The sequence below is a fragment of the Arthrobacter sp. NicSoilB11 genome (assembly GCF_019977375.1).
Taxonomy (GTDB): Bacteria; Actinomycetota; Actinomycetes; order Actinomycetales; family Micrococcaceae; genus Arthrobacter.
The window spans coordinates 4,307,188-4,325,741 of record NZ_AP024657.1; the positions used below are offsets into that span (position 1 = coordinate 4,307,188).

The window sequence follows — 18,554 nt, forward strand, 5'->3', positions numbered from 1 at the left end:
CCCCCATGCCTGCAAGCACACGCCCCCGCCGGATCGGCATGATCGTGCCGTCCTCCAACACCTGCCTGGAACCGCAGACCTACCGCATCCTGGGCGTCCGCACCGACGTCACGGTGCACTTCACCCGGATCCCAGTCACCCGCATCGCGCTCGATGACTCCTCCGACCGCCAGTTCGATCCCACAGTCATGCAGGAGGCAGCAGCGCTGCTGGCGACGGCGGACGTGGACGTGATTGCCTGGAACGGCACTTCAGGCTCGTGGCTGGGCCCGGCGCACGACCAGGAGTTGGCGGCCGGGATCAGCGGCGCCACGGGCATCCCCGCCACCACCTCCACGCTTGCCTACCTGGAAGCCTTCCGGACCTTCGGCACGGAGCGGATCGGCCTGTTCACCCCCTACACCGCGGACGTGAACCACCGGGTCATCGCCTGCTACGAGCGCGAAGGCATCAAGACCGTGGACCACCGGGCGCTGGGATTGAGCGACAACGAGTCCTTTGCCCGGGTCACCGACGACGAGATGCGCCCGGGCTCCCTGGAACTGGCTGCCGCGGCACCGGACGCACTGGTGTACCTGTGCACCAACCTCTACGGAGCCAACATCACCGCAGAGGTCGAGGATGCCACCGGGGTTCCCGTGCTGGACTCCGTGGCCGTCACCCTCTGGCACGCTCTGAAACTGGCAGGCGCGCCGTTGCTGGAACCACGCTGGGGACGGCTGCTGGGCTAAACCGCCCTACATCCGCAAGGTCAGGGCGCCGGGCTCCATGGTCATGAGCACGTGCTTGCCCTCGCCTTCGTGGTCCCCGTCCAACTGGTAGTCGTCCTTGTGTTCCAGCGTGATCTCAACGGTCTTGCCCTGGAAGTACTCCACGGCGGTGTCCTTGCCGCGGCCCTTGCCGATCATTCCCGCCACCACGGAGAGCCACCCCAGCTTTCCGTGGTGGGGAGCCAGTACGGCGATGTCCAGCAGGCCGTCGTCCACCTTGGCATCAGGGAAGATTTCAAGACCGCCCTGGACCTTGCCGCAGTTGCCCACCATCACGCTGCGGACGCCCCGGTGCACCACGGGCTTGCCGTCGATCACCACGGTTGCCTTGACCGGTTTGCCGGGCAGGTTCCGGATGCCGGCGTCCACGTAGGCCAGCCAGCCCACCTTGTCCTTCAGGTCCTCGTTGGTGTCCGCCATGATGGTGGCGTCATAGCCCAGGCCGGCCATGACCAGGAAGAGCTGGTCCTTGTCCGGGTCGCTGCGCCGGGCCCGGACCACGTCGATCTTCCGCTCCGTGCCGATGAGGGCCCCGGCCATGGCGCCGTCGTAGTCGGTGACGTCCATGCCCAGGTTGCGCGCCAGCAGGTTGCCCGTCCCCAGCGGCAGCAGGCCCATGGGGGTGTCGCTGCCGGCCAGGACCTCGGCAACGCACCTCACGGTGCCGTCGCCGCCGGCCGCGATCACGATGTCCGCACCCTGGGCCAGCGCTTCCTTCGCCTGGCCGACGCCCGGATCCTCCTTGGTGGTTTCCAGCCAAATGGCTTCCCCCCACCCGTTTTCCACGCAGTGCTTGGCCACCAGGCCGCGCACGTCGATATCCACCGGCTTGGCAGGATTGACGATGATGGCGGCACGTTTGGGCGAAGTGGAGCTGTTGTCAGTCATGGCGTCCTCTGATGGCGGATGGAAAGCAAGCTTCTGAGAGAAGGGTAACCCGCCCGGTGCGCCGTTCAGCGCCTACAGGGCCTTGACCGCGCCCAGCACCTGGGCCAGGGAGTCCTTGGCGTCGCCGAACAGCAGCGATGTCTGGGGTTCGTACAGCAGGTCGTTCTCGATGCCGGCGAATCCCGGGCGCATGGACCGCTTGAGGAACACCACCTGCCGCGCCTCCGCCACTTCAAGGATGGGCATGCCGTAGATCGGCGAGCCGGACGAAGTCTTGGCGGCGGGGTTCACCACGTCGTTGGCGCCCACCACCAGGGCCACGTCCGTCGTCTTGAACTGCGGGTTGATCTCGCCCATCTCCTTGAGCGACTCGTACGGGACGTTGGCCTCGGCCAGGAGCACGTTCATGTGTCCGGGCATCCGGCCGGCCACGGGATGGATGGCAAAATCCACTTCGATGCCTCGGGCCTCCAGGGCCAGGGCCAGCTCGGCGGCCGTATGTTGGCCCTGCGCCACGGCCAGGCCGTAGCCGGGGACGATGATCACCCGCTGGGCGTACCCCAAAAGGACCGCCACGTCCTCGGCCGAGGACGAACGGACCGGACGCTCGCTTACGGCGGTGGACCCCGCCGTCGAACCTCCCCTGAAAGCCCCGAACAGGATGCCCGCCACGCTCCGGCCCATGGCGGCGGCCATGGCCCGGGTGAGGATGGTGCCCGAAGCCCCCACCAGGGTCCCGGCCACCACCAGCAGGACGTTGCCCAGCACCAGGCCGGACGCCGCGACGGCCAGGCCGGTAAAGGCGTTCAGCAGCGAGATGACGATTGGCACGTCGGCGCCGCCTACCGGCAGCACCAGCAGGACGCCGGCGGCAAGGCCCAGCAGCAACAGCAGGACCGCAAGGGGCAGCGAGGCGGTGAGCACCAGGGCCACGCCGGCGGCCACTGCGGCGAGCAGGACCACGGCCATCACCACCGGGAGGCCCGGGAACACCACGGGCCGGGTGGTCATCAGTTCCTGCAGCTTGGCGAAGGTGACGCCGGAACCGGCGAAGGAAACGGCACCCACCAGGAGCGTGAACACGATGGCCACGCGGACCCAGGGATTGCCGGCATGGCCCAGTTCCAGGAGGGCCACCAAGGCAGCCGCGCCGCCGCCCACGCCGTTGAACAGCGCCACCAGCTGGGGCATCTGCGTCATCTTCACGCGCCGGGCCACGGGTGCCGCCACCACGCTGCCCACCGCGATGGCGGCCAGGATCCAGGGGATGTTCTCCAGCCGGGCGGACAGGAACACCGTGACGACGGCGATCAGCGCACCGAGTGCGCCCACCAGGTTTCCGCGGCGCGCGGTCCGCGGGGAACTGAGCCCGCGCAGGGCCAGGATGAAGCAGACCGCCGCGACGAGGTAGAGCAGGGAGGTCCCGATGGGGTCGAGGAGGCTCATTTGCTGCCCGTTTCAGGCTGCACGGCACCTTTTGGGGCTGCGTCCTTCCTGGCATGGAACATGTGCAGCATCCGGTCCGTCACCACGAACCCGCCCACCAGGTTGGCGGTGGCAAGGACAACGGCGAGCAGCGCCACCGCCAGGACCCATGGGTCTGCTGCCTGGCCGGCCACAATGATGGCACCGACAAGGATGATGCCGTGGATGGCGTTGGCACCGGACATCAGCGGCGTGTGCAGGGTGCTGGAGACCTTGGACACCACTTCGAAGCCGACGAACACCGCCAGTACCGTAATGGTCAGCAGGGCTGTTCCGTCCATCAGAGCGTTCCTTCCTGCCGGGCCGCGGCCGTGGCCGGCTCTGCGGCGGCACGTGCGCGGGCGGCCAGCAGCTCCGCCGTGGGCTGGTGCCGCACCACGCCGTCGTGGGTGAGGCAGGCACCGGCCACCACTTCGTCGTCGAAATCCAGGGTGAGCCCGCCGGCACCGGCGTCATCCGGGCGCACCAGCAGGGCCAGCAGGTTGGCCACGTTCTTGGCGTAAAGACGGGAGGCGTCCGACGCCATCGCCGAGGCCGGGTCCTTCAGGCCCACCAGGGTGACGTGCCCCATTCCATCGGCGGTGGGGATGGGGATGTCCTGGCCCGGTACCGAACCCTCCACGTTGCCGCCGGACTCCGCGGCGAGATCAACCACCACCGACCCGGGCCGCATGCCCTGCACCATCCCGCGCGTCACCAGGAGGGGTGCGGGGCGCCCGGGGACTGCCGCCGTCGTAATCAGCACGTCCGACTGAGCCACGTGCGGCGCCAGCAGCTGCCGCTGCCGTGTGCCGGCATCGGAGCTCAGCTGCCGGGCGTAGCCGCCGGCCGCCTCCGCCGTCTCCAGGTCCAGCCGGATGAAGGTGCCGCCCATGGAGGCAACCTCGTCCGCGGAAGCCGGACGGATGTCGTTGGCGAAAACCCGGGCGCCCAGGCGCTTGGCCGTGCCGATGGCCTGCAGCCCCGCCACCCCGGCTCCGAGGACCAGGACCCTGGCGGGCGGAATGGTTCCCGCGGCCGTCATGTAGAGCGGGAAGAAGCGGGGCAGCCGGATGGCAGCCTCCAGCACGCAGCGGTAGCCGGCCACCAGCGCCTGCGAGCTGAGGGCGTCCATGGACTGGGCACGGGAAATGCGGGGCACCAGTTCAAGGGCGAAGGAGGTCACCCCGTTGTCCGCGAGCGCCTGCACTGCCGGCAGCTCGGACGACGGCGACGCGAGCCCCACGGTGACGGCTCGCCTTTTCAGGGACGCGGCGGTGTGCGGGTCAAGGGGGCGGACATGCGCCAGGATGTCGAGGGCCGTGGTGTTGAGTTCCGGGACGACGGCGGCGCCGGCGTTTTGGTATGCCTGGTCAGCGTGCCCGGCGCCGTCCCCCGCGCCGGTCTCCACCAGGACCTCCAGCCCCATCCCGGCCAGCTGCCTGACGGTATCCGGCGTGGCGGCCACACGACGCTCGCCCTCCCGGCGTTCCCGCGGTATGCCCAGTTTCACCCGCCGACCCCTCCTCCTGACAAGCGATGCAGCGGCTCTGCTGCACGCAGTTGGCTAGAGTCTATGGCCCGTTCAGCTGCGGCGGGAGTGGTGCGCTGTGCTTGTGTGGAAACAGTTACATGGCAAGCGGCCTTGAGCGCGGTCCACCGCGGGAGGGAGGGTCAGCCGCGGGTGGTTGGGCCAGGGCCGCCGTAATCGAGTGCGATCCGCCGCGCGGTCTCCATCAACGGGGGAAGGACTGACGCTTCAATGTCCTGGGCGGCCGCCCGGTGCGTCTGCAGTGAAACATTCGCCGCAGCCACCACCTCGTTCCCCCGCCGCACCGGCACGGCCACGCCGCGCAGGCCTTCCTCGAGCTCCTGGGAAACCATGGACCAGCCCCTTTTACGCGCCAGCTCCACTTCGGAACGCAGGTCGTCAATGCTGCTGATGGAGCGGTCGGTGTAGCGGTGCAGCTGGACCGTGCGGAGATACTCCTCGAGCTGCGCCGGGGGCATTCCGGCGAGGAGCACCCGGCCCATTGAGGTCGCCCAGGCCGGAAACCGGGTCCCCACGGTAATGGAGACGCTCAACAGCCGCGGCGACGGCACGCAGGCAACGTAAACCACGTCGCCGCCGTCGAGGATGCACAAGGCCGTGGTCTCGTTCAGGTCCTCCGCCAGTTCCTTGAGGTGCGGCTGGGCCACCCCGGGAAGCGTAAGGCCGGCCAGGTAGGCCCGACCGATGTCCAGGGAACGGGCGGTCAGTTCAAAGGCCTGGCCCTCGGCGCGGAGGTAGCCAAGATCTGCCAGGGTCAGGAGGAACCGGCGCGCGGAGGCGCGGGTCATGTCGGTCCGGGCAGCAACCTGGGAAACAGTGAGCCGTGGCTGGTCGGCGGAAAAGGCGAGCAGCACGTCGAAGGCCTTCTCAACCGACTTCACAAAGTAGGCTGGCTGCTCCTCCATGAACGTTGCGGTTCCTCTCCCGACGGTCGGCGCCCCGGCACAGGGTCCGCCGGGCTTCAGCGCCTGTCCGATCATATCGGGCCGGTGGGCACTGGAGTGCGGGGTGCGGCCCGCCGGTCAGGAGGCTGCCCGGATGCGTTCCAGCGTTTCCTTGAGCAGCCTCCCGGACTGCCCGTCGAGCCCCAGGAGCGGCACCATGGCCACCGCCTGTTCCCGCAGGTGCTCCCAGCCATCGATGCACCGGACTCCCATGCCACGCGCCCGGGCCACGCTTGCAGTGGTGTGGCGGGCATACACGAAGTCATAGACGACGGCGTCAGGGGCGAGTGGGCCGTCGCCCCATGCCGGACCGTCGGACATGCTTTTGCCGATGGGAGTGGCATTCACGATCAGGGAGGCATCGGCGGACAGCTCCTGCCCCTGCTGCCAGGAGACCGTCCGGGCGTCCATGCCGCGTTCCCGGGCAAGATCCAGCAATTCCGCCGCGGCGTGCGGGTCGCGGTCAGTGATGGAAACGGTCCCCAGATGCCCCTCCAGGGCGATCATCGCGGCCCTTGCCGCTCCACCGGCGCCCAGGAGGAGGGCGTGCCGTTGGTACTGGCCGCCCAGCAGCGCGGTCAGGGCGGATATATCGGTGTTGTGCCCCACCAGCCGTGTGCCCTTTCGAACCAGGAGGTTGCAGGCACCGCTCAACAGGACTGGGTCTGTTGCCTCGTCCGCTGTTTCCGCCGCCCAGTGCTTGTGCGGCATGGTCACGTTGGCCGCCACGATGCCGGGCGCCAGAAGCCGCCTGCGGACCTCGTCGAGGTCGCCGCCGGCCGGCACATCCCAGGCATCGTAGGTCCATTCAAGGCCGAGTTCCTGGAAAACAGGATTCCAGAGGCGCGGGGACATGGCCTTGGAAGCTGCTGATCCGATCAGGACTAAGCGGGAGGGTTCCATCGTGAAGCACCTTTCCGTCGGCGTTGTGATTGGCGTCACCGACTAGTATCCTCTTTGTAGGCGCATTACGCACACATGTTCGCAATGCGTACAAATAGAACAGATCCCCCGCCTTCAGCGTGGAAGGAAAACCCGGACATGACCGACATCGCAGCAGGAGCCCAGGCCAAGCCGACGCCTGAGGCACAACGCCGGCTAAAGCGCGCCAAGAAGGCAGCGCTGGCCGCATTCCTCGGCGGCGCCCTGGAGTACTACGACTTCTTCATCTACGCCACTGCCGCTTCCCTCGTCTTCTCGAAGATCTTCTTCCCGGCGGGCGACCCCACGGTTGCCTTGCTGGCCTCCTTCGCCACGTTCGGCGTGGCATACGTGGCCCGGCCCTTCGGCGCCGTGGTGTTCGGCCACCTTGGTGACAAGATCGGCCGGAAGAATACGCTCGTGCTCACCCTGGTGCTCATGGGCAGCGCAACGTTCCTCATCGGCGCCCTGCCGGACTTCAACACCGCCGGCTACTGGGCACCCGCGCTGCTGGTCCTGCTCCGCCTGATGCAGGGCCTCTCCGCCGGCGCCGAGACGGCCGGCGCCTCCGCCCTCTCCACGGAAGAGGCTCCCGAGGGCCGGCGCGGCTTCTTCGCCAGCTTTGCCATGAGCGGCATTTCCGCGGGCATCGTCATGGCATCCCTGGCCTTCCTGCCCGTGGCTGCCATGAGCGAGGCCGACCGCCTCGCCTGGGGCTGGCGGATCCCGTTCTGGCTCTCCCTGATCGTGCTCATCGTCGCCTACCTGGTCCGCCGGTCACTGGCCGAACCTGAGGTCTTCGAGGAAAAGCAGGAGCACGGTGAACTGGTGAAGCTTCCGTTCGCCAAGATGTTCCAGACCCACCCGGCGCAGTTCTTCCAGGTGGCGCTCATGTCCTTCGAAACGGTCACCAACACGTTCATGCAGTCATTCGGCCTGGCCTACGCCGTGTCCGTCGGCGTTCCCGCTTCCACCATGCTGTGGGTCAGCATCGTGGGCAACATCCTTGCCGTCTTCACCCAGCCCCTGACCGCGCGCCTGTCGGACACGTTCGGCCGCCGGCCCATCTTCATCATCGGCGTCCTGGGCTCCGGCATCATGATCTTCGTGTATTTCTCGGTGATCGCCACCGGCAACATCCCCATGATCTTCCTGACCAGCACGCTGATCACCGCCGGCACCTATGCCATGTCCAACGCGATCTACCCGGCCTGGTTCTCCGAGCTCTTCAACGTCAAGGTCCGCTACTCCGGCATGGCCATCGGGCTCCAGATCGGCATCCTGTGCGCCGGTTTCACCCCGCTGCTCGGCACCGCCCTGGTGGGCGCCGACAAGGCGAACTGGGGACCGGCAGCCTGGATCGTGGCGGGCTCGTCGATCCTCGCCGTGGCCGGCGCCTGGTGGGCGCGCGAGACCGCCAAGACGCCGCTGCGGGAGCTGGGCAACCCCGTCCGGTAGGGGCATTCACAGCCCCATAACGAACAGAAGAGGACGACGGCGGGAAGCACCCGCCGTCGTCCTCTTGCTTAACCTGGCGGCGCGGCGAGGCCCTGGTTGAGTGCGCAGGAACAGTCCCGGCGCACTCAGGCCAGGAGTGGACGCACGGCTGGGGTGGTATTGCTAACCGCGGGCGGTCAGGTCCGCGGAGATGAGTTTCGCGGTGGCCATGATCTCCTGCGCCACCGAGGCCAGGTAGGCTTCCCGGTCCGGTTTGGCCTCCACGGACTGGGCCTGCAGGGAGACGTTCACCGCGGCCACCACCTTGGGTCCGTCGTACACAGGAGCGGCAACGGACATCAGGCCCAGCTCCAGTTCCTGGTCCAGCAGGCACCAGCCCTGTGCACGGACCGTTTCCAGGACGGCCAACAGTTCCTGGACGGACCCGAGGGCGCGGGGGGTCAGGGGCTTGATGTCGGCCGCGGCGAGATAGGCCTTGAGGTCCGACGCCGGCAGGTGGGCCAGCAGGACCCGGCCCATGGAGGTGGCGTAGGCGGGGAACCGGGTGCCCACGGTGATCCCGATGGTCATGATGCGGCGCGTGGTGACGCGGGCAATGTAGGCGATGTCGGTGCCGTCCAGCACGGCGGCCGACGTCGATTCGCCGAGTTTGAGGGACAGTTCCTCCAGGTGCGGCTGGGCCAGTTGGGGCAGCGACAGCCCGGAGAGGTAGGCGTAGCCCAGCTGGAGGACTTTGGCCGTCAGCGCGAAGGTCTTGCCGTCGGTGCGCACGTACCCCAGCTCCACCAGGGTATGCAGGAACCGGCGTGCCGTGGCACGGGTCAGGCCCGTGCGGCCCGCCACCTCGGTGAGCGTCATGACCGGCCGGTCGGCGTCGAAGGCGCGGATCACCGCCAGCCCGCGGGCCAGCGACTGGACGTACTGGTCGCTGGCCTGCGGGGTTGGCTGGATATCGGTACCTGCGGCGTCGGTCATGGTAACCAATCCTAGGGCCGTCCTTAGCCGGCCGAGGCGGCCTTGAGCGGGACGGGGATGAGTTCCTGGAGTTCCTCGAGGGTGCAGCCAAAAGTCTCGCGGACGGTGACACCGTTGGGACCGGTGAGGAAGACGGCTTTGTCCGTGTAGACGCGGGTGACGCAGTTGACGCCGGTGACCGGGTAGGTGCAGGCCTCGACGATCTTGGAGGCGCCGTCGCGGGTCAGGAGGGTCATCATGACGAAGACGTCCTTGGCGCCGGTTGCCAGGTCCATGGCACCGCCGACGGCGGGAATCGCCCCGGGTGCGCCGGTGTGCCAGTTGGCCAGGTCACCGGTGGCCGAGACCTGGAAGGCGCCCAGGACGCAGATGTCCAGGTGCCCGCCGCGCATGATGGCGAAGGAGTCGGCGTGGTGGAAGTAGGAAGCGCCCGGGAGTTCGGTCACGGGAATCTTGCCGGCATTGATCAGGTCCTCATCGATCTCGTCGCCCTTGGCTTCGGGGCCCATGCCCAGCATGCCGTTCTCGGTGTGGAGGGTGATGTTCTGGTCCTCGGTGAGGTAGTTGGACACCAGGGTGGGCTGGCCGATCCCGAGGTTCACGAACGAGCCCGGGGCGATGTCGCGGGCCACGAGCCGGGCGAGGTCATCCCGGCCCAGGGGCGTGGCGGAGGTCTGGAGTGATGTTGCAGTGGTCAAGGTCAGGCCACCTTTCCGCTGGTGCCGGTTGCGCTGCGGTCTGAGGCCGGGACGCGGACAACCGTGTTGACGTGAATGCCGGGGGTGACCACGTTTTCCGGGTCCAGCGCCCCCGTGGGCACGATCTCGGAGACCTGCACGATGCTCTGCTTCGCGGCGGCAGCCATGATGGGGCCGAAGTTCCGGGCCGTCTTGCGGTAGACCAGGTTGCCCTTGCCGTCCGCCTTCAGTGCCTTGATCAGGGCGACGTCGGCGTGGATGGGGGTTTCAAAGACCTGGCCGCGGCCGTCAATGATCCGCGTTTCCTTGCCCTCGGCCAGCATGGTGCCGTATCCGGTGGGGGTGAAGAACCCGCCGATGCCTGCCCCGGCGGCACGGATCCGTTCGGCCAGGTTGCCCTGCGGCACCAGTTCCAGCTCGATCTCGCCGGCCTTGTACTTGGCGTCGAAGTGCCAGGAATCGGACTGCCGCGGGAAGGAGCAGATCATCTTCCGCACCCGGCCTTCCTTGATGAGCAGGGCCAGGCCCTGGTCGCCCTGCCCGGCGTTGTTGTTCACCACGGTCAGGTCCGTGGCGCCGCAGTCCAGCAGCGCGTCGATCAGTTCGAACGGCTGGCCGGCGTTGCCGAATCCGCCGATCATCACGGTGGAGCCGTCCTTGATGCCGGCCACGGCCTCCTGGACGGTGTCAACAAAAGTCAGCATTACTGGTCCTTTCCAGCGGTGACGTTCTCGAGTACCACGGCCAGGCCCTGGCCCACGCCGATGCAGATCGCGGCGACGCCCCAGCGTTCGCCGGAGGCCTGCAGGGACCGGGCCAAGGTGCCCAGGATCCGGGTGCCGGAAGCACCCAGCGGATGGCCCATCGCGATGGCCCCGCCATGCCGGTTCACGATCGAGGGATCGATGCCCCAGGCGTTGATGCAGGCCAGGGACTGCGCAGCGAACGCTTCGTTAAGTTCGACGGCGCCCACCTGGTCCCAGCCGATGCCCGCCTTCGCGAGGGCCTTGTTCGCCGCCTCCACCGGTGCGTACCCGAAGTACTGCGGATCATTCGCGTGCGCGCCGCGGCCGGCGATCCGGGCCAGCGGATCCAGCCCCAGCAGCCCGGCGGCCGCCTCGGACCCGATCCACGCCGCGGAGGCGCCGTCGGACAACGGCGATGCGTTCCCCGCTGTCACCGTGCCGTTCTCGGTCCGGAACACGGTCTTCAGCCCGGCCAGCTTCTCCGCCGACGATCCGGCACGGATGCCTTCGTCGCGGACCAGGTCCGTCCCGGGCACCGGGGCGACCAGGTTGTCGTAAAACCCTTCATCCCAGGCGGCGGCGGAGAGGTTGTGGGAGGCCGCGGCGAACTCGTCCTGCGCCTCGCGGGTCACGTTGTACTTCTCGCGCAGCCGCTCCGTGGCCTCGCCCAGGGAGATGGTCCAATCCTTGGGCATGGCCTTGTTCACCAGCCGCCAGCCCAGGGTGGTGGAGGCCAGGGTCATGTCCCCGGCCGGGTAGGGCTTCTCCGTCTTGGGCAGCACCCACGGGGCACGGGACATCGACTCGGCCCCGCCCACCAGCACCAGGTCGGCGTCGCCGGCGTTGACCTGCCGCGACGCGATGATCGCCGCGTCCAGGGACGAGCCGCAGAGCCGGTTGACCGTGGTGCCCGGGATGGACACCGGCAGCCCGGCCAGAAGGGTTCCCATCCGCGCGATGTTGCGGTTTTCCTCGCCCGCGCCGTTGGCGTTGCCGAACACCACCTCATCGATCCGCTCGGGATCAAGCCCGGGAGCCCGCTTCACGGACTCGCTGATAACGTGCGCGGCAAGGTCATCCGGCCGGACGCCGGCGAGGCCGGAACCGAACTTGCCAAAGGGGGTGCGCACGGCGTCGTACACAAATGCCTGGTTCATGGGGTTTTATCCGTTCCGGTGTTGTCCATGTCGTGGAACACCTGCTGTGCTGTCTTGAAGGCGGTGTTGGCGGAGGGGACGCCGCAGTAGATGGCGGTCTGGAGCAGGATCTCCTTGATCTCGTCCCTGCTCAGGCCGTTCCGGAGGGCGGCGCGGATATGCATGGCCAGCTCTTCCCAGTGCCCGTGCGCCACCATGGCAGTGATGGTGACGGCGGACCGCATCTGGCGCGGGAGCCCCGGGCGGGTCCAGATACCACCCCAGGCGATCCGGGTGATCATGTCCTGGAAGTCCTCGGTGAACTCATCCTTGTTGGCGTTGGCCCGGTCCACGTGCGCGTCCCCCAGGACTTCGCGCCGGACCACCATGCCGCCGTCGTAAATCTCCTGGCTGGTGGCGCCGGGCTGGACCACGCCGTGCCGCTCATTTCCGCTCACTTGGCTGCTCCTTGGGATTCGGTCCAGCTGATCAGGCTGCGCATGAGATCGGCAAGATGCGCGGGAGCCTCGGCCGGTGCCAGGTGCGCCACGCCTTCCAGCGTGACGGCAGTGGCGGTGCCGCCCCCGGCGGTGATGCCGGCTGCCACCTCGTCAGCCATGGCCGGCGTGGCCACGCCGTCCACCGCGCCGGCGATGACCTGGGTGGGGACGCGGATGCTGCCCAGCTGGCTGCGGACGTCGAAGGAGGCCAGGGCCTCGCAGCAGAAGGCGTAGCTGAAACGGTCGGCGTCGCGCAGGGCGTGCAGGAGCCGGCTGCTGAACTCGGGTTCCCGGTCCATGTAGCCCGGCGCGAACCAGCGCTGCGCCGAGCCCTGGATCATCACGGGTGTGCCCTGGGTGCGGACCGTTTCGGCCCGTTCCAGCCAGCCCTCCGGGGTGCCGATCTTCGCCCCGCTGTTCTGGATGGAGAGGCTCTTGAGCCGCTCGCCGTGCTTGATGCCCAGCTGCAGGCCCACGGCGCCGCCCAGTGAAACGCCGGCGTAGTGGAATGTTTCACCGGGGGCGATGGAATCCACCAGGTCCACCACGGCGTCCGCGAGGGCTGCGACGTCGAAGGTTTCGGTGGCTGCCGGAGAGACGCCGTGGCCGGGCAGGTCCCAGGCGACCACGTCGTAGTCATTGCCGAGCAGGGTGGCCACCCTGTTCCACAGGATGGAGGAGGTGCCCAGGGATGGGCCCGCCACCAGCAGGGGGTGGTCGCCAAGGGGTCGCTGGGGGGACAGCAGCGCTGCCTTCAGGGTTGGCTTAGCCACGGGAAGCTCCGTTCGCGTCGGTGGTCTGGGAATCAAAGTCGGGGAACGCCGCCAGGATGCGGCGGGAGATCTGGGCCGCCTGGCCCAGGTAGCTGCCGGGGTCCAGGAGCTCCTCCAGCCGCTGGTCGGGAACGACGGCGGCAGGGACGGCCTCGCGGAGCAGCTTCCGGTAGGTGGCGGCCTGGTCGGAAGGCGGTGCTTGAAGGGTCTGGTCCACCACGTCCTGCAGCTGCTGCTTGCCGGTGCGGCCGTCCTTCCCGTCCAGGAGGGGCGCCACGGCCGCGCTGACGCCTTCTGCCAGCAGCAGCGGCCCGGACAGGTCCAGGTTGCGGCGCATGGCGTCGGGGAACACCTGGAGTCCTTCGGCGAGCTCACGGATATGTCCGGCAGCGCCGAGCGTGAGCGCCAGGAGCTGGCGGAGTGCCGGCCATTCGATGTGCCAGGCGCCGTCCGGGCGTTCGTCGTTGAAGGTGGCGGCGGCCAGGTGCAGCTGGGCAGCCAGGCCGGGCGCCTGCAGTGCGGCGCTGCGGACCAGGACGGACAGGACCGGGTTCTGCTTTTGCGGCATGGCAGAGGAAACCCCGCGCCCGGGAGCGCGTGGCTCGGCAAGCTCGGCCACCTCGGGCCTGCTCAGGAACAGGACGTCCGCGGCGATCTTTCCGAACGCATCCAAAACCGAAGCCAGCCCATGCCCAAGGGACGTGATGGCCAGCCGGTTGGTGTGCCAGGGAGCCGCCGCGGGGGCCAGGCCCAGCTGGGCGGCCAGGGCATCGGCCAGGGTAAACGGGGTGGCAGTGGATCCGTCGGTCAGCACGGTTGCGGCGGCGAGCGTTCCCGCAGCCCCGCCGAACTGGACCGGGAACTCCAGGCCTTGCAGCTGCCGGCCGGCGGCGGCCACGCCCTGGAACCACTGCGCGGCCCGGAGCCCGAAGGTATAGGGAAGCGAATGCTGCGTCAGGCTCCTGCCCACGCACAGCGTCTGCGCATGTTGCCCCGCCAGGGCGGCCAGCGCCGCGGCGGTGCCTTTGAGGTCGGCCAGCACGGCGTGGACGGTGTTGCGGGCCACCAGCATGAGGGCGGTGTCCAGCACGTCCTGGCTGGTCAGGGAGGTATGCACGGCCTTCCCGGCACCGATCCCGGCGCTGTCCAGCGCGGCCACCTTCTTCCGGAGGTCCGCCAGCAGCGGAATGACCGGGTTGCCGCCGCCCTGGGCACGCAGCGCGATGTCGGCGAGGTCGTATCGCCCTGCCTCGGCAGCGGAAGCCACGACGGCGGCAGAACCGGCAGGTGCCAGGCCGGCCCGTTGCAGCACGGCTGCCCAGCCCGATTCGACGGCGAGGATCGCCGCCAGCACTGCCCGGTCCCCCGTCAGCGCCGCCACCAACGGTGACGCTGATACGGGACTGAGCAGGCCGGCGTCGGCCTCTTCCGCGAAGGCGCGCAGATCTCCCGGGGCGGCGTTGGTCACTGGAAGTCCAGGAAGACCGTCTCGCCCTCACCCTGGAGGCGGATGTCCCAGGTGAGGCCGCCGTCAGGGTCGCGGCGGGCGATGAGCGTCTTGCGGCGCTCCGGATCCAGCGAGCTGAGCAGGGGGTCGTTGGCCAGCGCCTCGGCGTCCTCAGGCAGGTAGATGCGGGTGAACAGCCGGTTGGTCAGGCCGCGGGCAAAGAGCGCCACGGAGATGAACGGCGCCGCACCCGGTTTGGTGGGGCCGGGGTTGACCGTGGTGAACGTGAAAACGCCGGAGTTGCCCACGGCGCCGCGGCCCCACCCAGTGAAGGTGTAGCCGTCGCGGACCAGGGAGCCGGTGCGCTGGACAACCCTGCCGTCGGCGTCCGGCTGCCAGATTTCCAGGATGGCGTCCGGGATGGTGTGGCCGGCGCCGTCGTAGACGGTGCCCTGCAGGCGGGTGGAGCCCGGGAAGCCGGGAGGCAGCAGCTCGTTGTCCTTCTCGAACGGAAGCGCATAGCCATAGAAGGGGCCAACGGTCTGGCCCGGGGTGGGAACAAGTTTGGTGCTCATTTTCCTACTCCTCGTCACCTTCTGCGCCGAGCGCCTCGTTTTCGGTCCAGGTCCGCTTGGGCCCGGTCAGGACGATGTCCCAGTTGTAGCCCAGGGCCCACTCGGGCTCGGTGAGGCTGTGGTCGTAGGTGGCCACCAGGCGGTCGCGGGCGTCCTGGTCCACGATGGTCTGGTAGATGGGGTCCAGCGGGAAGAGCTGGTCGCCCGGGAAGTACATCTGGGTGATGATGCGCTGGGTGAACTCCGTGCCGAACAGCGAAAAGTGGATGTGGGCGGGTCGCCACGCGTTCAGGTGGTTCTTCCAGGGGTAGGCGCCGGGCTTGATGGTGATGAACCGGTAGGAGCCGTCCGGGCCGGTGATGCAGCGGCCGATGCCGGTGAAGTTGGGGTCGATCGGGGCGGGGTGCTGGTCGCGCTTGTGGATGTAGCGGCCGGACGAGTTGGCCTGCCAGATTTCCACCAGCTGGCCTGCCACCGGGCGGCCGTCGCCGTCCAGGACCTTGCCGGCGACGATAATCCGCTCGCCCAGCGGTTCGCCGTTGTGCTGGATGGTCAGGTCGGACTCCAGGGCGTGCACGTCCTGGTGCCCGAACGCCGGCGAGTACAGCTCGATGGTCTCCGGATCCGCGTGGTGCAGGCTCTTGGTGGGGTGGCGCAGGATGCTGCTGCGGTACGGCGGGTAGTCCAGCCGCGGCTGGGTCTCCGGCTGGGCGCCGTCCTTCAATGCCCGCTGGTAGGCCTCGCCGATGGCGTTGATCTCTGCGCTGAGGTCCGCCTGTAACTCGATGGCCTTGTCCAGGGGCTGGTGGGCAGCCTTCGGTTCGGCCGGGGGCACGAGTTCCTCCGACTCCAGCTCGGCGGTGATGTCTTCCGGCATGGCTGGCTCCTTTCTGATCTGTTCGGTTTCTTGCGTCCGGGGTTGTGTGGTGCGGTCTAAGGCGTGCGGTGCAGCGAGTCGTACTGGACGGCGTGGCGCACCGGAGCATTGGGGGCGCCGTAGCCGTCGTAACCGCCGCGGCGTTCCACCATTTCGAAGAACACGCTGCCCACGGTGGCGGTGTAGAAGTGCAGGAATTCGCCGTCGGCGTCGCGGTCGAACAGCAGGTTCAGCTCCTGCAGGGTGGCCAGGAACCCAGGCTCCAGGTCGAACCGGGCGTCCAGGTCCTCGTAGTAGTTGGCCGGGATCTGCAGGAATTCCAGGCCCCGTTCCCGGGCTGCCCGGGCTGTGGCCACGAGGTCGTCCACGGCAAAGGCGATGTGCTCCTGGTAGGTCTTGCGGACCTCGCTCCGTGCCTGCTGGATGGGGGCGAGGTTGAGCACCAGCCGCACCGCGCCGTCGGAGGTCTGCATGACCTGCGAGCGCACCAGCCCGCTGGGGCTTGGCACCTCCGCGAACGGCTGCGGCTCCAGGGCCAGGGCGCTGGTGTAGAAGAGGACAGCTTCGTCGAAGTGCTGCCACGGCTGGGCAAGGTTGACGTGGTCGATCACGGCACTGGCTCCGGCGGACGGGTGTTCCAGCCCCTCCCCGAACTCGTGGGTCCACGCCGCCGTGCCGTCCGGGCTGCCCTGGCAGAGAAAGATCTCGGTGGAATCGGGCGCGGAGATGCCCTGGAAGACTTCCTCGTCCGCCTGCACCTTGCGGGCCACCACGGGGGCCTTGAGCTGCTGGGCGCGCGCCGAGGCAATCACGGGGGAATCGACGTCGAACCCCAGTGCGGCAATGGCCGGCTCGGCATGCCGGGCCGCCTGTTCGTTGATGATCACCCGGGCCTGGCCCATGGTCCACAGCTGGACGTCCTTGGTGCGGTGCCTGCCCTCGAAGGCGAAGCCCAGCTGGCCCAGGAGTTTCTCCAGCTGCGCGGTGTCGTCCGCCTTGACCTCGGCAAAGTTGAAGCCCGCGGGTTCGTTCACCTTGGGCAGGGTGGCAAGTTCCATGGGGTAACGACGGCGGAGCGCTGCTCCGTTGCCTGGTGCGGCTTCGGTACCGGCCAGCCACTTGGCGCTCTGTTCTTCAAGCCAGATGAGCGACCGCATGGCATCCACGGCCGTCCGCTCCACGTCCGACTGGCGGAAAACGTCATTGAAGACTTCCAGCGAAACGGGTCCGGTGTACCCGGCCCGGACCACGTGGCCCATGAACTTGGCCAGCTCAAACTGGCCCTCGCCCGGGAACACCCGGTAGTGCCGGCTCCAGGACAGCACATCCATGGAGAGCTTGGGGGCGTCCGCAACCTGGACGAAGAAGATCTTCTCCGGGTTGAATGCCTCAATGTGGGCGGTTTCCCAGTCCCGCGAGAGGATGTGGAAGGAGTCCAGGCAAGTGCCCAGATTGGGATGGTCAACCATCTCCACCAGCCGGTAGGCATGCTCGTAGTCGTTGACGTACTTGCCCCACGCAAGCGCTTCATAGGCCACCTTGACGCCGTGGTCGCCGGCCAGGTTGGCAAGCTGTGCCAGCTGCTCGGCGCGGAGGCCGTCGTCGTCGATGGTGGCGGTGGCAACGTTGGAGCAGACCAGGATGGTGTCCATGCCCAGGCGGGCCATGAGCCGGAACTTGGCCTCGGCCCGGCGGAGGTTGGCCTTCAGCAGGTCCGGGCTGACGCCGTCAAAATCCCGGAAGGGCTGGTAAAGATCCAGGCCAAGGCCCAGGTCCGCGGCCAGCTTGCGGACGTCCTCGGGACTCAGCGGGGACGTCACCAGGTCCTGCTCGAAGATCTCGATGCCGTCGAAGCCTGCGATGGCGCAGGCCTGCATCTTCTCTTTGAGGGTTCCGGACAGGCAGACAGTGGCGATTCCGGTGCGCATCAGGCAGCCACCTCTTCCGCTGCCACGAGCTCCAGGAAGTGGGCGCGCATGCGGTCCGGGTCCGCGTCCAGCCCGGTGAAGATCCGGAACGCGTCCGCGGCCTGGCCCACGGCCATCCGGCCGCCGTCCAGGACGTCGCAGCCCTTGGCCCGGGCGCCGCGGACCAGTTCCGTGTCGATGGGGCGGTAGACGATATCCGCCACCCAGTGCCGGGACTCCAGCAGGTCCAGGTCCAGCGGCACGCCGGGGTGGGCGGCCATCCCCACGGGGGTGCAGTGCACCAGGCCGTCGGCCACGCGCATCAGCTGCGGCAGCTCCGCCGTCGTACCTGCCGTGACGGTGCTGTCCGGGAAGAAGCCCTGGAGCTCGGCGGCCCGGGCTGCCGCGCGTCCCGGGTCCACGTCCACCAGGTGCAGGGTCCTGACGCCGGCGGTCAGCAGGGCGTAGGCGACGGCAGATCCGGCACCGCCGGCACCGAGCTGGACCACGCGGTCCAGCGACGCCCCGGGGAGGCCGGAAGCCAGTGCCGCGGCGAAGCCGGAGAAGTCGGTGTTGTAGCCGATGAAGCGGCCGTCCCGGATCACCACGGTGTTGACGGCGCCCAGGCGGCGGGCGTCCGGGGAGATTTCGTCAAGGTACTCCAGGACCAGCTGCTTGCAGGGATGGGTGATGTTCAACCCATTGAAGCCCAGCGTCCGGGCGCTCTGCAGGATGCTGCCGACGGACTCGCCCGCCAGGCCCAGCTCCAGGAGGTCGATGGGGCGGTAGAGGTAACGCAGGCCCTGCACGTCACCTTCCCGTTCGTGCATGGGCGGCGTGAGCGACGGCGTGACACCGTCTCCAACCAGTCCCACGAGGTAGGACTCAGTTCGAATACTCATCCGTGCAGCTCCTTTGGTAAC

Annotated in this window: 19 protein-coding genes; 2 read left to right on the plus strand and 17 right to left on the minus strand. The window is 68.4% G+C overall.

Annotated features, from left to right (window positions below; translation table 11 throughout):
- The first annotated feature begins 5 nt into the window (after positions 1-5).
- Positions 6-731, plus strand: a complete 726-nt coding sequence (locus tag LDO14_RS20035) for an Asp/Glu racemase (protein WP_223993127.1) — start codon at positions 6-8, stop codon at positions 729-731.
- A 6-nt stretch (positions 732-737) separates the two neighbouring features.
- Here LDO14_RS20035 and LDO14_RS20040 read toward each other — a convergent pair whose 3' ends face one another.
- From LDO14_RS20040 to LDO14_RS20065, 6 genes are all read right to left on the minus strand, one after another.
- Complete coding sequence (locus tag LDO14_RS20040; RefSeq protein ID WP_018769786.1) at positions 738-1,658, minus strand: diacylglycerol kinase family protein; 921 nt, start codon at positions 1,656-1,658, stop codon at positions 738-740.
- Between the two features lie 72 nt (positions 1,659-1,730).
- Positions 1,731-3,104, minus strand: a complete 1,374-nt coding sequence (locus LDO14_RS20045; RefSeq protein WP_223993129.1) for an NAD(P)(+) transhydrogenase (Re/Si-specific) subunit beta — start codon at positions 3,102-3,104, stop codon at positions 1,731-1,733.
- The gene (locus LDO14_RS20050) at positions 3,101-3,424 is read right to left on the minus strand and encodes an NAD(P) transhydrogenase subunit alpha (protein ID WP_223993130.1); all 324 of its coding nucleotides are present in this window, start codon (positions 3,422-3,424) and stop codon (positions 3,101-3,103) included. Before LDO14_RS20050 ends, LDO14_RS20045 begins: the two co-directional genes overlap by 4 nt.
- Entirely contained in the window at positions 3,424-4,635 is a 1,212-nt protein-coding gene (locus LDO14_RS20055) for a Re/Si-specific NAD(P)(+) transhydrogenase subunit alpha (protein ID WP_223993131.1), read from the minus strand. Before LDO14_RS20055 ends, LDO14_RS20050 begins: the two co-directional genes overlap by 1 nt.
- 161 nt (positions 4,636-4,796) lie before the next feature.
- Positions 4,797-5,579, minus strand: a complete 783-nt coding sequence (locus LDO14_RS20060) for an IclR family transcriptional regulator C-terminal domain-containing protein (protein ID WP_056392429.1) — start codon at positions 5,577-5,579, stop codon at positions 4,797-4,799.
- A gap of 117 nt (positions 5,580-5,696) precedes the next feature.
- Positions 5,697-6,521, minus strand: a complete 825-nt coding sequence (locus LDO14_RS20065; RefSeq protein ID WP_134164876.1) for a shikimate dehydrogenase — start codon at positions 6,519-6,521, stop codon at positions 5,697-5,699.
- A 138-nt stretch (positions 6,522-6,659) separates the two neighbouring features.
- Between LDO14_RS20065 and LDO14_RS20070 the strand changes: the two genes are divergently transcribed.
- Entirely contained in the window at positions 6,660-7,997 is a 1,338-nt protein-coding gene (locus LDO14_RS20070; protein WP_056392427.1) for an MFS transporter, read from the plus strand.
- Positions 7,998-8,159: 162 nt separating this feature from the next.
- Here LDO14_RS20070 and LDO14_RS20075 read toward each other — a convergent pair whose 3' ends face one another.
- From LDO14_RS20075 to LDO14_RS20125, 11 genes are read right to left on the minus strand one after another with little or no spacing between them, the layout of a single operon-like run.
- Positions 8,160-8,972: an IclR family transcriptional regulator C-terminal domain-containing protein gene (locus LDO14_RS20075; protein ID WP_018769794.1), complete on the minus strand. Its 813-nt coding sequence runs from the start codon at positions 8,970-8,972 to the stop codon at positions 8,160-8,162.
- Between the two features lie 23 nt (positions 8,973-8,995).
- Positions 8,996-9,670 (minus strand): 3-oxoacid CoA-transferase subunit B, encoded by a 675-nt coding sequence (locus tag LDO14_RS20080; protein WP_056392424.1) that lies wholly within the window; start codon positions 9,668-9,670, stop codon positions 8,996-8,998.
- Positions 9,671-9,672: 2 nt separating this feature from the next.
- A complete protein-coding gene (locus LDO14_RS20085) occupies positions 9,673-10,374 on the minus strand; it encodes a 3-oxoacid CoA-transferase subunit A (protein WP_223993132.1) in 702 nt (233 codons plus the stop codon).
- Positions 10,374-11,573, minus strand: a complete 1,200-nt coding sequence (locus LDO14_RS20090; RefSeq protein WP_056392422.1) for a thiolase family protein — start codon at positions 11,571-11,573, stop codon at positions 10,374-10,376. Before LDO14_RS20090 ends, LDO14_RS20085 begins: the two co-directional genes overlap by 1 nt.
- Entirely contained in the window at positions 11,570-12,010 is a 441-nt protein-coding gene (gene pcaC / locus LDO14_RS20095; protein ID WP_018769798.1) for a 4-carboxymuconolactone decarboxylase, read from the minus strand. The genes LDO14_RS20090 and pcaC overlap by 4 nt, the downstream gene beginning before the upstream one ends.
- The gene (locus tag LDO14_RS20100; RefSeq protein WP_223993133.1) at positions 12,007-12,825 is read right to left on the minus strand and encodes an alpha/beta fold hydrolase; all 819 of its coding nucleotides are present in this window, start codon (positions 12,823-12,825) and stop codon (positions 12,007-12,009) included. Before LDO14_RS20100 ends, pcaC begins: the two co-directional genes overlap by 4 nt.
- A complete protein-coding gene (locus LDO14_RS20105; RefSeq protein ID WP_223993134.1) occupies positions 12,818-14,293 on the minus strand; it encodes a lyase family protein in 1,476 nt (491 codons plus the stop codon). The genes LDO14_RS20100 and LDO14_RS20105 overlap by 8 nt, the downstream gene beginning before the upstream one ends.
- On the minus strand, positions 14,290-14,847 hold the full coding sequence (pcaG, locus tag LDO14_RS20110) for a protocatechuate 3,4-dioxygenase subunit alpha (protein WP_223993135.1): 558 nt from the start codon (positions 14,845-14,847) through the stop codon (positions 14,290-14,292). The genes LDO14_RS20105 and pcaG overlap by 4 nt, the downstream gene beginning before the upstream one ends.
- A 4-nt stretch (positions 14,848-14,851) precedes the next feature.
- Positions 14,852-15,724 carry a protocatechuate 3,4-dioxygenase subunit beta gene (pcaH, locus tag LDO14_RS20115; protein ID WP_223993136.1) on the minus strand — a complete coding sequence of 291 codons (873 nt, stop codon included), beginning with the start codon at positions 15,722-15,724 and terminating at the stop codon, positions 14,852-14,854.
- Positions 15,725-15,780: 56 nt separating this feature from the next.
- Entirely contained in the window at positions 15,781-17,652 is a 1,872-nt protein-coding gene (locus LDO14_RS20120; RefSeq protein WP_018769803.1) for a sugar phosphate isomerase/epimerase and 4-hydroxyphenylpyruvate domain-containing protein, read from the minus strand.
- On the minus strand, positions 17,652-18,533 hold the full coding sequence (locus tag LDO14_RS20125; protein ID WP_018769804.1) for a shikimate dehydrogenase: 882 nt from the start codon (positions 18,531-18,533) through the stop codon (positions 17,652-17,654). Before LDO14_RS20125 ends, LDO14_RS20120 begins: the two co-directional genes overlap by 1 nt.
- Positions 18,534-18,554: the final 21 nt, after the last annotated feature.

Coding starts and splice junctions, on each gene's coding strand:
- LDO14_RS20035 (WP_223993127.1), top strand. CDS start 6: ATGCCTGCAAGCACACGCCCCCGCCGGATCGGCATGATCGTGCCGTCC.
- LDO14_RS20040 (WP_018769786.1), bottom strand. CDS start 1,658: ATGACTGACAACAGCTCCACTTCGCCCAAACGTGCCGCCATCATCGTC.
- LDO14_RS20045 (WP_223993129.1), bottom strand. CDS start 3,104: ATGAGCCTCCTCGACCCCATCGGGACCTCCCTGCTCTACCTCGTCGCG.
- LDO14_RS20050 (WP_223993130.1), bottom strand. CDS start 3,424: ATGGACGGAACAGCCCTGCTGACCATTACGGTACTGGCGGTGTTCGTC.
- LDO14_RS20060 (WP_056392429.1), bottom strand. CDS start 5,579: ATGGAGGAGCAGCCAGCCTACTTTGTGAAGTCGGTTGAGAAGGCCTTC.
- LDO14_RS20065 (WP_134164876.1), bottom strand. CDS start 6,521: ATGGAACCCTCCCGCTTAGTCCTGATCGGATCAGCAGCTTCCAAGGCC.
- LDO14_RS20070 (WP_056392427.1), top strand. CDS start 6,660: ATGACCGACATCGCAGCAGGAGCCCAGGCCAAGCCGACGCCTGAGGCA.
- LDO14_RS20075 (WP_018769794.1), bottom strand. CDS start 8,972: ATGACCGACGCCGCAGGTACCGATATCCAGCCAACCCCGCAGGCCAGC.
- LDO14_RS20085 (WP_223993132.1), bottom strand. CDS start 10,374: ATGCTGACTTTTGTTGACACCGTCCAGGAGGCCGTGGCCGGCATCAAG.
- LDO14_RS20090 (WP_056392422.1), bottom strand. CDS start 11,573: ATGAACCAGGCATTTGTGTACGACGCCGTGCGCACCCCCTTTGGCAAG.
- pcaG (WP_223993135.1), bottom strand. CDS start 14,847: ATGAGCACCAAACTTGTTCCCACCCCGGGCCAGACCGTTGGCCCCTTC.
- pcaH (WP_223993136.1), bottom strand. CDS start 15,724: ATGCCGGAAGACATCACCGCCGAGCTGGAGTCGGAGGAACTCGTGCCC.
- LDO14_RS20120 (WP_018769803.1), bottom strand. CDS start 17,652: ATGCGCACCGGAATCGCCACTGTCTGCCTGTCCGGAACCCTCAAAGAG.
- LDO14_RS20125 (WP_018769804.1), bottom strand. CDS start 18,533: ATGAGTATTCGAACTGAGTCCTACCTCGTGGGACTGGTTGGAGACGGT.